At 72.7% G+C, this 12,640-nt stretch carries 9 protein-coding genes; all 9 read right to left on the bottom strand.

Annotation, left to right across the window (positions count from 1 at the left end; genetic code table 11):
* Positions 1-43: 43 nt before the first annotated feature.
* A complete protein-coding gene (locus ACWCPI_RS09780) occupies positions 44-1,003 on the bottom strand; it encodes a threonine/serine dehydratase (RefSeq protein WP_451037618.1) in 960 nt (319 codons plus the stop codon).
* Between the two features lie 136 nt (positions 1,004-1,139).
* Positions 1,140-2,210 carry a polyprenyl synthetase family protein gene (locus ACWCPI_RS09775; RefSeq protein WP_451037617.1) on the bottom strand — a complete coding sequence of 357 codons (1,071 nt, stop codon included), beginning with the start codon at positions 2,208-2,210 and terminating at the stop codon, positions 1,140-1,142.
* Complete coding sequence (locus tag ACWCPI_RS09770; RefSeq protein ID WP_451037913.1) at positions 2,207-3,283, bottom strand: tetratricopeptide repeat protein; 1,077 nt, start codon at positions 3,281-3,283, stop codon at positions 2,207-2,209. Before ACWCPI_RS09770 ends, ACWCPI_RS09775 begins: the two co-directional genes overlap by 4 nt.
* Before the next feature lie 201 nt (positions 3,284-3,484).
* Positions 3,485-4,162 (bottom strand): AIM24 family protein, encoded by a 678-nt coding sequence (locus ACWCPI_RS09765; protein ID WP_451037616.1) that lies wholly within the window; start codon positions 4,160-4,162, stop codon positions 3,485-3,487.
* Positions 4,163-4,343: 181 nt separating this feature from the next.
* Positions 4,344-5,588, bottom strand: a complete 1,245-nt coding sequence (locus ACWCPI_RS09760; RefSeq protein WP_451037615.1) for a serine hydrolase domain-containing protein — start codon at positions 5,586-5,588, stop codon at positions 4,344-4,346.
* A 425-nt stretch (positions 5,589-6,013) separates the two neighbouring features.
* Positions 6,014-8,974, bottom strand: a complete 2,961-nt coding sequence (locus tag ACWCPI_RS09755; protein WP_451037614.1) for a helix-turn-helix transcriptional regulator — start codon at positions 8,972-8,974, stop codon at positions 6,014-6,016.
* A gap of 60 nt (positions 8,975-9,034) precedes the next feature.
* Positions 9,035-9,388, bottom strand: a complete 354-nt coding sequence (locus ACWCPI_RS09750; protein ID WP_451037613.1) for a UBP-type zinc finger domain-containing protein — start codon at positions 9,386-9,388, stop codon at positions 9,035-9,037.
* On the bottom strand, positions 9,385-10,830 hold the full coding sequence (locus ACWCPI_RS09745; RefSeq protein ID WP_451037612.1) for an ATP-binding protein: 1,446 nt from the start codon (positions 10,828-10,830) through the stop codon (positions 9,385-9,387). Before ACWCPI_RS09745 ends, ACWCPI_RS09750 begins: the two co-directional genes overlap by 4 nt.
* Positions 10,827-12,503, bottom strand: coding sequence for an FAD-dependent oxidoreductase (locus ACWCPI_RS09740; RefSeq protein WP_451037611.1), 1,677 nt, complete (start codon positions 12,501-12,503; stop codon positions 10,827-10,829). Before ACWCPI_RS09740 ends, ACWCPI_RS09745 begins: the two co-directional genes overlap by 4 nt.
* Between the last annotated feature and the right edge of the window lie 137 nt (positions 12,504-12,640).

Genomic DNA, 12,640 nt, shown 5'->3' with positions numbered 1-12,640 from the left:
TAAGTAAGCTGACCGAAGATTTAGGGAATTGAGTCGGAACACTTCAGTGCAGACCGAAATCCTTCGCCCGGCGCAGCACATCGCCCGGCGTCGCGTTGCCCCCGCAGACGACGAACCCGAGCCGGGCACCGTTCCCGACCCGCTCCCGTACCCGCCGGGCCGCGGGCAGCAGACAGCCGGCGGCGGGCTCGGTCCACACCTTGGCGTGCTCGGCGAGGTCGAGCACACCCCGCACCGCCTCCCGGTCCGGGACCACGAGCACCTCGTCGACCAAGGCGGAGACATGGTCGTAGGTCAGTTGCGACACGGCCGGTGCGCTCAGGGTCGACACGATCGACGACAGGGGCACCGGCACCGGCCCGCCCGCGGCCAGCGCCCGGGACATGGCCTCGGCGCCCTCGGTCTCCACTCCCCAGATCCGCACGTCAGGACGGCGGGCCCGCAGCGCCACCGCGACACCCGCGATCAGTCCACCGCCTCCGACGCTGACGAGCACGTCCGTGAGATCACCGGCGTCGTCCGCCAGTTCCAGCCCGACCGTGCCCTGGCCTGCGATCACCACCGGGTCGTCGAAGGGGTGGACGAGCGCCAGGCCCTCGTCCCGCAGCCTGGTGACGAGCGAGAACGCCCCCTCCATGTCGTCCGTCAGCCGCACCGACGCCCCCGCGTCCCGGGCGATCTCCACCGCGCGGGCCGGTGCCGAACGCGGCATCACCACGGTGGCCTTCACATCCAGGGCGGCGGCGGTCATCGCCAGCGCGATCCCGTGGTTGCCACCGCTGACCGCCACGACTCCGGCGGCGCGCTGGGCGTCGGTCAGCGACAGCAGCCTCGCGGTCGCCCCACGGGCCTTGAACGAGCCGGTGCGCTGGAGGAGTTCGAGCTTCACCGTGACCGGAACGCCGAGCAGGGCCGACAGCCCCGGGCTGGAGACGGTCGGGGTGTGCACGACATGGCCGGCGATGAGTCCGGCCGCGGCTTCGACGTCCGAGATCCCGATCAAGGCAGTCACCTCTCCGGCGCGGGGCGGTGATCCGCGCCGCTTCGCACCCTGACCCGGGAAGCGGGCGCCGGTCAACCGGGTTCCGCCGCAAGCCGACAGCCCCGCCGTTCATCGCCGCCCGGCCCCGAACCGGGCCTCACAGATCGCGCCGAACCAGGAAGTCCAGCAGCGACCGCAGCTCAGCGACGGCACCCGCCTGCAGCGGTACCTCCGACAGAGCCGTGTCCGCGGCCCGCACCTGGCGGCGCGCCTCGGCCAGCCCCGCCGAGCGGCCGCCCAGCTCCTCGATCAGGCCGGCCGCGGCATCGGGGTCGGCGGCCGACTCCAGCAGTGCGCACAGGCGCCCGGCAGCGGGGGAGTCGAGCGCGGCCAGCACCGGGTACGTCTTCTTCCGTTCCCGCAGATCGCCGTGGACGGGCTTGCCGGTGACGGCGGGGTCGCCCCAGATGCCCAGCAGGTCGTCGACCACCTGGAAGGCGATGCCCAGGTGCCGTCCCGCGCGGTCGAGGGCCGAGACCGTCGTGGGTGGCGCACCACCGAGCAGGGCGCCCAGTGCCGCCGCACAGCCCAGCAGGGCGCCCGTCTTGTGCTCGGCCATCCTGCGGTACTCCCGCGGCCGCACCCGCTCCGCGCCCCGCCACGGGCGGGCGGCGAACAGCAGGTCGTCCGCCTGCCCGCGCACCAGGTCCTGCAGGGCCTGCGACAGCAGCCGCACCGCCCGCGGACCCGCCGGGGCCTCGGCGAGCGTCTCTACGGCCAGCGCGAACAGCGCGTCCCCCGCGAGGACGGCCGGTCCCGTGCCGTACGCCTTCCACACGGTGGGGCGGCGGCGCCGGGTCGGGTCGCCGTCCATGATGTCGTCGTGCAGCAGCGAGAAGGCGTGCACCAGCTCCACCGCGACCGCGCCCGGCACCGCCACGGACCCCTTCGCGCCGGCCGCCTCGGCCCCGAGCACGGCCAGCGCCTGCCGTACGCCCTTCCCGCCGCAGGCGTCGGCGGGCGCACCGCCCACCTCGCACCAGCCGAAGGAGTACGCCGCCATCTCGCCGACCCACGGGTGGGTCCGCCCCACCGCCTCCCGCAGCGCGGGCCGCACCAGGGCACGGCAGCGGTCGAGGACGTGGCGGCCGTCAGGCGGCCCGGGTACGGGCGCGGAGATCTCGTGTGCGGTGCGGGACGCCCGCACCGTCGAAGAGGAGGCCGTCATCGCGTGCCCACCGCCTCGGCGCCCACCACGGCATGCTCGACGGCTTCCTCCACCACTGCGAACTCCTCCTGCGCCCGCGCCACCATCTCCCGCGCGTGCCGCAGCCCGATCCGTTCCAGCACCCCGGCCAGCTCGGCGAGTTCGGCGGCCGTCTCGGCACGGTCGCGCCCCAGCCGGGCCCGGGACTTGACCAGCCCCAGTCGGGACAGCGCCGCACCGCGCGGCTCGCTCATCTCGCGGAACTCCGCGAGGGCCAGTTCGTACAGCTCGCGCGCCTCGGCGTAACGGCCGGCGCGGTAGAAGACGTTGCCGCGCATCTTGTGGTTGTAGGCCAGCGCACTGGACAGCTTCATAGCCCGGCACGTGGTCTCCGCCTCGGACAGCAGCTCCAGCGCCCTTTGCGTGTCGCCGTCGCGGACGGAGACGATGTCGGCGAGCCCGCGCAGCGCCCAGGCGTGGCCGCGCCGGTCCTCCGCACGCGCGGCGATCTCGGCCGCCTCCTCGAACAGGGCGTACGCCGTGTCGTACGAGCCGGTGTTGCGGTGGATCTGGGCGATGCCTTCCAGCGCCCACACCGTGTGCCGCGCCTCCCCGCGCCGCCGTGCCTCGGCCAGCAACTGCTCGTGCAGCCGGTGCACGGCCTCGTAGTCGCCCTGGATCCGGCCCGTCTCCGCCAGGCCGGCCAGTGAGTAGCCGCGTACGACGATGTCGCCGCCGCGCTCGCCGAGGTCCGCCGCGAGCTGCAGCAGCCGCCGGGCCAGGGGGAAGGCCCCGCGCTGGCGGGCCAGGGTGCCGCCGCTCCACAGCGCCCAGGCCATCGCCGCGGTGTCGCCGGCCCGCCGCGCCGAGCGGTAGCTCGCCTTCCATGCCCGGTCCGCGTCCCCGATCTGTCCCAGCCGGCGGTGCGCCTCGGCCACGGCGAGACCCGAACGCGCCGCCTCACCGTGCTGCCCGGCCCGCTCGGCGGCGCGCAACTGCTCGGTCCCGGCGGCCAGTACGTCGGTGAGCGACGAGTTGACGGACAGTGTGGTCAGGGCGCCCTGGTACTCGGGTGCGAATGCCTTGCCGTACATCGATCCCTCTCGGTTGATACGCACCGTGCGTACGCTGCCTCAGTACGCGAGATGTATACGCACGGTGTATACGCAGCGTGTATAGCGCGTCGAAAATCCGCCCTGGCCCCTCGCGGGGGACCAGGGCGTCACCTGTTGCCGATCAAGACGCCGGCACGGTGGAGAGGGTTGCCCGTGAGGCGCAGATCACGTTCGGGCCGGTCAGTGCTGCTGCGCCTTCTGCGGCGTCACCTCGCTCGGCCGTACCACGACATGCCCCTGGCCCTGGAGCATCAGCTGCACGGCCTCACCCGAGCCGCCCCGCAGCATCGAGCCGAGGGACTGCGAACGGTGCAGGGAGGTCTGCAGCCCCGCGGTCCAGCCGACCACGGCGTCCGTGTCGACGTACACCGGGAAGTCCGGCGAGACCGGGATCACCAGCGGATTGCCGTCGCACACCAGCCCCAGCCTGCCGTGCCCGGTGAAGACGCTGTTGAACAGCCCGCCGCCGGAGATGCCCGCGCCCTTGACCGTCGCTATCCGGTACGACAACGAGGCGTCGAAACACAGGACGTTGCGGCCGTTGACCGTGAACTCGTCGCCGGGGTCGACGTCGATGATGAAGCAGTTCTGCGCCTCGTGCGCGAACCATGCCTCGCCCTGCCCGCGCACCGCCATCAGCGGCAGTCCCTCGCCGGTGACGGCCCGCTTGAGCATGCCGCCCACGCCCTGGCCCTTGCGCTCGAACTGGAGGTTGCCGCGGTAGGCGACCATCGCCCCCTGGCGGGCGTGCATCTCACCGTCGACCGCGTACTTGATGCATTTGGCGTTCTCGATCGTCATGCCCGGCGCCGTGGCGGGCTGGACCATGTGCTCGCTGGAAAAGAGGTCACCCTTCATGCGGGCATCCTGTCCCGGACGCTGCCGTTCCGGCCAGATCGCGTCGTGTCCGTCTCACCGCTCGTCAGGCGCCGAAGAGCTGTGTCCAGTACGTGCCCGCCGGGCCGCCGCCCGCGAGATCCGGTGGGGATGTCGGGGAAACGTCCACCGGATCTCGCGGGTTCCCGGCCGGCCTGTGCTCTCAGCGCGGGTTTGGATTCACCGGGACGCCCGGAGCGACGTCCTCGTGCCGTTCGGTCGGCGTGGCCCGTTGACCCGACTTCGCCTTCTTGCCGCAGAACGCGGACTCCAAAGTGCCCAGCATGGTGTTGAGGACCGTGCCGTTGTTGGAGGTGTTGGCGAGCGCCGCGAGGCTGCGCGCGCCGTCCTTCGACGCGAACGCGTACGTGTAGTAGCCCTGGACGGCACCTGTGTGGCCGTAGACGGAGACCCCGCAGGAAAGATCGCGGCGCCGCAGCCCGAGCCCGTAAGCCTGTGTGCCGCCCGCCGGCACCCACCGCTGCATCTGCGCGAGCTGCGTCCGGGAGGTCAGCCGCCCGCCGAGCAGCGCGGACAGGAACGTGTTGAGGTCCCGCGTGGTCGAGATCACCGCGCCGGCGCTCTGCGCCCAGGACACCGTCTGCTCGGTGGCGTCGACGAGGGCCGCGCCCGCCGTGTCCGGGGTGAGATAGCCGCGCGTGTGACGGCCGGGGATCTTCTTTCCTGGGTGCACGTAGAAGGTGTCGCGCAGTTCCAGCGGGTCGATGATCCGGTTCTTGTACTCCGTGCGCACCGAGTGACCCGTGAGCTTCTCGATGAGCATGCCGGCCACGACGAAGTTGGTGTTGGAGTACGAGTAGGCGCCACCGGGCTTGGTGGTGCGCGGCTTGCTCAGGGACCGGTCCATCAGCTGCCGGTAGGTGAAGACCTTGCTGCGCACCGCCTCGAAGCCGGGAACCGTGCGCGCGAACATCTCGTTGGTGTAGTCGTGCAGGCCGCTTCTGTGGCTGAGCACATGGCGTACCGTGATGCGGTCGTCGGGCAGCAGCCCTGGAAGATAGCGGTTGACCGGCGCGTCGAGCTTCAGCTTCTTCTCGTCGGCCAGTTGCAGCAGGACGACGGCAGAGAAGATCTTGGTGACACTGCCGATGCGGAACCGGTCCGTGTTGCTGAGGGTCCGTCCGGTCGTGCGGTCGGCGACCCCGGTGGCCGCCCAGTACACCGTGCTGCGGTCGTTCAGGCGCGCCATCGCACCGGGGGCGCCGTGCCGCCGTGCCGTGCGCAGGACGCCCCACAGGCCGTCGATGTCCGGTTCGGGCAGCGCGCTCGCCGCGGGGGCCGCCGTGGTGGCGCCGGGCTGTCGGGGTGCGGCATGTGCGGGGACCGCCAGGAGCGACACCAGGGCCGCCGTGACCGCCGTACCCCTGACCACCGTTGCTGAGACCATCCGGCTTCCTCTCGTTTCCGCTGAATGTCACTGATGCGTGAACAGTCGCGCTTCGTGCGGGGCCACTTTCTCGCATCCCGTCAGATCTCAACGCACGACTCACAAGTCGGACATGGTGGATCACCGGGTGGGAGTCCCCGGACGAATTGCGCGGCCGAGGCGGTGCCCCGCAAAAGGCCCGCACCGGCGTCACCGCCGACGGCCTGATCGAGGGCTGCGGTGAGTTCGCCAATTGCTCGCACACGGCCGGCACGTGGGTCGTCGGCGCGACCGTCGGGCCCTTCCAGGGCCGGCACGCACGGGACCGGGGCCGCCGGGGCCGCACGCCAAGAGGTCTTGCGACTGCATCCGCGGCAGTGGAGAGCCGACGCCGTCACCGACCGACGTCCTGGGCGCCCGGTGGCCGACCGGTGGGCGCCGGCGCGTCAGCCCACTGTCTGCGCCCGGGAGATCAGGCCCTCCCGGTAGGCGATCGCCACCGCCTCGGTACGGCTCGCGGCGCCCAGCTTCGCCATGATGCGGGAGACGTGGACGCTCGCCGTCTTGCCGGTGATGTACAGCTCCTCGCCGATCTGCCGGTTGCTGCGGCCGAGAGCGAGAAGTCGCAGGACGTCCTGCTCGCGGGCCGTGAGCGCGGCGGCGCGGCCGGCGACGGCCGCCGTAGCGTCGGCGGCGTCCTTGAGGCGGCCGCGGCGGACCAAGGCGTCCAGCCGGTCGAGGAGGGGCGCCGCGCCGAGCCGGGCGGCGGTCTCCCGCGCCGCGGCGGCCTCGGCGGCAGCCGTGTCGCGGTCGCCGACCGCCAGCAGGGCCTCGGCGTGACGCAGCCGGCACCGCGCCCGCTCGTAGGCGTCGCCGTAGTCGAACGCGGCCACCGCCTTCGCCCACGCCTGCGGGTCGGGCCCGGACACCGCGCGCGTCCACTCGGCCTCCGCACGGGCCAGCCACGCCGAGCCCTCCGGGCCCTGGGGCGTGCCGTCCTTGCCGCGGCCGGCCGTGGCCCGCGCCTGCTCGACCAGTTCGGTCGCCGTGTCCGCCCAGCGGCGCACGCCGCTCTCGTCGCCGGTCAGGCGCAGTTCGGCGGCCCGGTCGGCGACCGCGGACAGCGCGAGCGCGGCGAGCCGGACCGTCGCGTCGGGCAGCGTACCCACGTCGTCGGTGAGGGCCGCGACCGTGGACCGCATCCGCTCCACCGCCGCCTCCGCGTCACCGCGCAGCGCCGCGGCGTCGGTGAGCGCGACGCCCGCGATCAGCGTGCCCATCCAGTCGAAGGGACCGTCGAGCAGGGCTCGGGCCTTGTCCACGGCCGCGCTCTCCCCGCGCGCGAGAGCCACGTACATCGCCGGACCGGCCGCGTATCCCGCCGCCGCGGGCAGAGCCTCGGCAGCGGCCGCCGCGACCCGCAGGCACTCGTCCCAACGGCCCAGCGTGTACAGCACCAGGGACTGCAGGTACCGCATCTCCAGCGGATACGGCGAGGACAGCAGCCCGGCACGCCGGGCGCGGTCCAGCCCCTCCGCAAGCCAGGGCAGCGACTCCGGCAGATCACCGGACTCGAAGCAGCCGACGGCGAGGTTGAACAGCGCCCGCATCTCCACCGGCCCGTTGCCCGAGCGTCGCGCCAACTCGCGTGCCTCCCGCAGTCGTTCACGGCCCTGCGGGGTGCGGCGGCCACCGCCTTCCAGCCCGGCCAGTGAGATGAGCAGGTCCGCCCGGGCGTCGGTCACCCGCAGGTCCTCGGCGACCCGCAGCGCCTCGCGGGCGACGCGCAGCGCCGTCTCGTTCTCCCCGACCTGACGGGCCGCCAGGACATGGGTGGCCGCCGCCCACACCCAGGTACGCGAAGGCGGCTCGGCCGGGATGAGGGCGAGTGCCTCGCTGCTGTGGGTGAAGGCCGCCGTCAGACTGTCGACGCCGAGAAGGTTGCCGGCCAGCGTGTAGCGGACCCGGGCGGCGAGTTCGGCGTCCGTGTCCTGGCCGACGCCCGCGAGTGCGGAACGGGTCAGCGAGACCGCGCGGTGCGCCTCCCCGGCGTGTGCCGCCGCCGCGGACGCGCGCAGGGTGAGGGTCACCCGGTCGTTGCCCTCGCCCGAGGGGCGCGCGGACGGCTCCACCGACGACCACAGGTCCAGGGCCGCCTCCAGATGCCGCAGTTCCTCGGCGGGCGCGCCGACCTGGTGCGCGTGCGCGGCGGCCTCCAGCGAGGCGGCCAGGGCATCGGGCAGGTCATGGCTCGCGCGGTAGTGGTGGGCACGCTCCGCCGCCGTCTCGGCCGGACGGCCCCGCCCGGCGAGCAACCGGGCGAACGTGCCGTGCAGCCGGGCCCGTTCACCGGGGAGGAGGTCGGCGTACACCGCCTCGCGGGCGAGTGCGTGCCGGAACGCGTACGTGTCGCCGTCGCGGAGCACCAGCAGTTGCCGGCCGACGGCCTCGCGCAGCGCCGACTCCAGCTCCTCCTCCGGGATGCCCACGGCATCCCGCAGCAGGTCGTGCTCGACACGCCGTCCCGCCACGGCCGCCGTGCGCAGCACCTGCTGCGCCGTGTCGGGCAGCTGCTCGACACGGATGAGCAGGACGTCGGCCAGCCCGCTGGGTACCCCGCCGGCCTCCGAGCCCGTCGCCGCGACCAGTTCCTCGGCGTAGAACGCGTTGCCCTCGGCCCGCTCGACGATCCGCCGGACCGTGCCGTCCGGCAGCGGCCGCTCCTGCACGGCCCGCACCAGCCTGGCCACCTCGCCGTCGGCCAGCGGCCGCAGCTCCAGCCGCTCGACGGCGGGCAGCCGCACCAGTTCGGCGAGCAGCGGCCGCAGCGGATGCCGACGATGCAGATCGTCCGCGCGGTACGAGGCGAACACGGCCAGCCGGTGCCCGGCCGCCCCACCCGCCGGCCGCTGCAGGATCCCCCGGCTGAGCAGGAACCGCAGCAGATCCCTGGACGACTGGTCGGCCCAGTGCAGATCCTCCAGGACGAGCAGCACGGGTACGACGTCCGCGAGATCGGCCAGCAGCCCGGCGATGCCCTCGAACAGCCGCAGCCGGTCCCGCACGGCGTCCGTCCCGCCCCCCAGCAGCCCCTCGACCACGGGATGCGCCCGGAGAACCTCCGGGAACCGCCCGTCACCGGCGAGTGCCCCGAGCGCCTCGGTGAACGGCAGATACGGCAGCCCGACCTCACCGAGATCCACGCAGTGCCCGGTCAGGACGAGCATCCCGTCCCCAGCCGCCCGCCCCGCCACCTCGTCCAGCACCCGTGTCTTGCCGACGCCGGCGTCCCCGGCGACCAGGACCGCCCGGGCCTCGCCGTCGCGGGCTCGTTCCAGCGCACCGGAGAGCCGGCCAAGCTCGCCCTCCCGCCCGATGATCGGCGTACCGAATGAGGTCTGTGACACGGACACATCCTGTCACTTCGAACGCAAGCGCCCGCGCCGGCCTCTGCGCCCCCTCGGTGCCTACGCGCGCAACGTCCTGGCCCAGTCCGCCGGCACCCGTCCCGCGGGGCCCGGCGCGGGCTGCTCCGTGGGATGGCTCACCGGCGGCGCGAGTTCGGGCCCCGACTCGTACAGCTCGTTCGTCTCGAAGTTCCAGTACCAGCTCTCACCCGGCTCGAAGCTCTGCACGAACGGATGCCCGCTCTCCCGGAAGTGCGCCTTGGCGTGCTTCGCGGGCGAACTGTCGCAGCACCCCACGTGCCCGCACTGCGCGCACCGCCGCAGATGGAACCACCATCCGCCCTGCGCATCGCACTCCACGCACCCGCTGCCGCTCGGCGGCACGCTCGGTTCGATTCCCTGGTGGCCGGTCATGGGGTGTCCTCCTCGGCGGCTGTGAGCGGCAGCAGCACCTGGAAGCGGGTGTCACCCGGCTCGGACTCCACCTGGATGCTGCCGTGGTGCTTGTTGACGACGATCCGCCAGGAGATGTCGAGCCCGAGCCCGGTGCCCTCGCCCACGGGTTTCGTCGTGAAGAAGGGATCGAAGATCCGCCCCCGGTCCTGCGGGGGTATGCCGATGCCGGTGTCCCGGAACTCCACGAGCAGCCGGTCGTGATCGGGTGCCGTCCGCACGGTCAACGTGCCTTCGCCTCCCGCGCTGTCGATGGCGGAGACCGCGTTGTCGATGAGGTTGGTCCACACCTGGTTGAGCTCCGCCGGGTACGCCGGGATCCTCGGCAGCGTGCGGTCGTACTCCTTGACGACCTTGATCCGCGGGCCGATCTTGCCCGACAGCATCAGCAGGGTGCTGTCGAGCAGTTCGTGCACGTCGGCGTTCTGGAACGGCGCCCGGTCCAGCTGGGAGTACTGCTTGGCGGCGTCGACGAGATGCGAGATGCGCGTGGTGGAGTCGTTGATCTCGTCCATCAACAGCTCCGTCTCGACGGTGTAGTTGAGCCAGCCGATCGCGCTCGGCAGCATCTCCTCGTCCACCGCCGCCGCGACCTGGTCCAGCCAGTCCGCGTCGAGACCGGCCTGCACGAAGGTGGGCGCGATCCGCCAGCCCTCCGGGATCCCGTGGTCGTCCAGCCAGTCGGTCACGTCGTCCTCGCGGTCCGACGCCTCCAGCGGACTCAACGCCGGTGCCTTCGCGACCCGTTCGGCCGTGCGTTCCTGGATCTCGATGAGGTTCGCCATGACCTCGGGGGAGTACGAGCCCTGCGCGATGACGGCCAGCTTGTGCCGCATCTTGCCGACCCGCTCCCGCAGCGTCGCGGTCGCCCGTACGGCCGCCGCCGCCGGGTTGTTGAGCTCATGGGTGAGACCGGCCGACAACGAACCGAGCGCCAGCAGCCGTTCGCGCTGGTTGATCGCCACCTGGGTGCTCTTCTGGCCGAAGAAGAGCCCCTCCAGCAGATGCAGGGCCATCGGGAACCACTCGCGGATCACCTCCGCGAAGGTCGCCGCGGGCAGCACGAAGAACCGCGTCGGCTCCGTGACCCGCATCGAGCTGTTGTACGTCTGCGGCACCCGGTCCCCGAGATAGGCCTGCCAGGCACCGGAGTACACCCCGCGCTGGGAGGTCCGGGTGACCTCCACGTCGTCCGCGCCGACCCGCCGGGACAGCACGACGGTGCCCTCGATCATGACGTAGAAGCAGGTCGCGGGCTCACCCTCGGTGTACACGGGGCCGGGCGGGAAGAGTTCCACCCGCCCCTCGCTGCACAGCCTGCCGAGCTGCTCGGGGGTGAGCTTCTCGAACAGGAACAGCGCCCCGATCTCGCCGGGGTTGCACGGCATCGACTGCCCGCTCATGACTGTTCCAGATAACGGTGGACGAGCATCACGGCCATGGCTCCCTCTCCGACGGCGGACGCGACCCGCTTGGCGGACTCGGCACGGGCGTCGCCCGCCACGAACACGCCGGGAACGTTGGTCTCCAGGTGGTACGGCGGCCGGTCCAGCTCCCAGCCGGCCGGTGGCCGTCCGTCCGGGCTCAGGTCGGGGCCGGACAGGATGAACCCGCGCTCGTCGCGCAGCACGGTCCCGGCCAGCCAGTCGGTCAGCGGGGCCGCGCCGATGAACACGAACATCCACTGGGCGTCGACGAGTTCGGCGCGCCCGCTGTCCACGTCGCGCAGCGTCAGCTGCTCCAGATGGTCGGAGCCGTGCGCGGACTCGACGACCGTGCGCGTGCGCACCGAGATGTTCGGGGCCTCGTCGATCTGCTGGATGAGGTAGTGCGACATGGACGCGGACAGATCCGGTCCGCGCACCAGCAGCGTCACCGACTTCGCGCCCCTCGCCAGGTACATCGCCGCCTGACCGGCCGAGTTGGCGCCGCCTACGATGTACACGTCCTGCCCCTGGCAGGCGGGCGCCTCGGTCAGGGCCGACCCGTAGAACACCCCGCAGCCGGTCAGCTCGTCGCAGCCCGGTGCCGCCAGCTGCCGGTAGGACACACCGGTCGCCAGGATCACGCTGTGCGCGGCGACCGCAGAGCCGTCCGAGAACCGTACGATCCGGGCGGCACCGCTGACCTCCAGCGCCGTCACCTCGCGCGCGGTGAGCATCTCGGCGCCGAACTTCGCCGCCTGCCGCCGGGCCCGGTCGGTGAGCTGCGCTCCGGACACGCCGTCGGGGAAGCCGAGGTAGTTCTCGATCCGGGAGCTCTGCCCGGCCTGCCCACCGGTCGCCGACCGCTCCACCAGCACGGTGCGCAGGCCCTCCGACGCCCCGTACACGGCCGCGCCCAGCCCCGCCGGGCCGCCGCCGATGACGACGAGGTCGTAGAAGTCGGCCGTCGGCGTCGTGGCCAGCCCCACCTCGGCGGCCAGCTCGGGCACTTCGGGCGCCACGAGGGGCGTGCCCTGCGCCGTGATCACCAGCGGCAGCCGCAGCCCGTCCTGTCCGGCGGCGGCGAGCAGCCGCTGCCCCTCGGGCTCGTCTGCCGAGTACCAGCGGTACGGCACCTGGTTGCGGGCCAGGAACTCCCGCACCCGGGAGGAGTGCGCCGACCAGCGGTGGCCGACCACCTTGGTGCTGGGCACCGGCCGGTAGTCGCTGCGCCGCCAGGCCTCCAGCAGGTCGTCCAGGACCGGGTAGAGCTTCTCCTCGGGCGGGTCCCAGGGCTTGAGCAGATAGTGGTCGAGGTCGACGACGTTGATCGCGTCGATCGCCGCGTTCGTGTCCGCGTACGCGGTCAGCAGCACCCGCCGGGCGCCCGGGTACACGTCCAGGGCCTGTTCGAGGAACTCGATGCCGTTCATCTGCGGCATCCGGTAGTCGGCCAGGATCACGGCGACCAGGTCGCCCCGCAGTTTCAGTTCGCGCAGCGCCTCCAGCGCGGACGCGCCGGACTCCGTGCGCACGATGCGGTGCGACTCGCCGTAGCGCCGCCGCAGATCACGGGCGACCGCCCGGGACACTCCCGGGTCGTCGTCCACGGTCAGGATGACGGTCCGCGCTGCGTCGGCGGCCTGTGCCATACGTCTCCCACCCCGGGGGTTCTCGTTCTCGGCACGGCGGACGGGACCTGATGGCGCAGTCGCCGCGCCGACTCGGCCCCATCGTATGTTCGATCCGCCCGCTTCGCTCGGGTATGCGGGTGGCCGCCGCCTCGAGC

The sequence above is a fragment of the Streptomyces sp. NPDC001920 genome, from assembly GCF_053594495.1.
This window is presented reverse-complemented; position numbering and strand designations above follow the sequence as displayed.

Coding starts and splice junctions, on each gene's coding strand:
- ACWCPI_RS09775 (WP_451037617.1), bottom strand. CDS start 2,210: ATGACGGCCTCCTCTTCGACGGTGCGGGCGTCCCGCACCGCACACGAG.
- ACWCPI_RS09740 (WP_451037611.1), bottom strand. CDS start 12,503: ATGGCACAGGCCGCCGACGCAGCGCGGACCGTCATCCTGACCGTGGAC.
- ACWCPI_RS09750 (WP_451037613.1), bottom strand. CDS start 9,388: ATGACCGGCCACCAGGGAATCGAACCGAGCGTGCCGCCGAGCGGCAGC.
- ACWCPI_RS09770 (WP_451037913.1), bottom strand. CDS start 3,283: ATGTACGGCAAGGCATTCGCACCCGAGTACCAGGGCGCCCTGACCACA.
- ACWCPI_RS09745 (WP_451037612.1), bottom strand. CDS start 10,830: ATGAGCGGGCAGTCGATGCCGTGCAACCCCGGCGAGATCGGGGCGCTG.
- ACWCPI_RS09760 (WP_451037615.1), bottom strand. CDS start 5,588: ATGGTCTCAGCAACGGTGGTCAGGGGTACGGCGGTCACGGCGGCCCTG.
- ACWCPI_RS09765 (WP_451037616.1), bottom strand. CDS start 4,162: ATGAAGGGTGACCTCTTTTCCAGCGAGCACATGGTCCAGCCCGCCACG.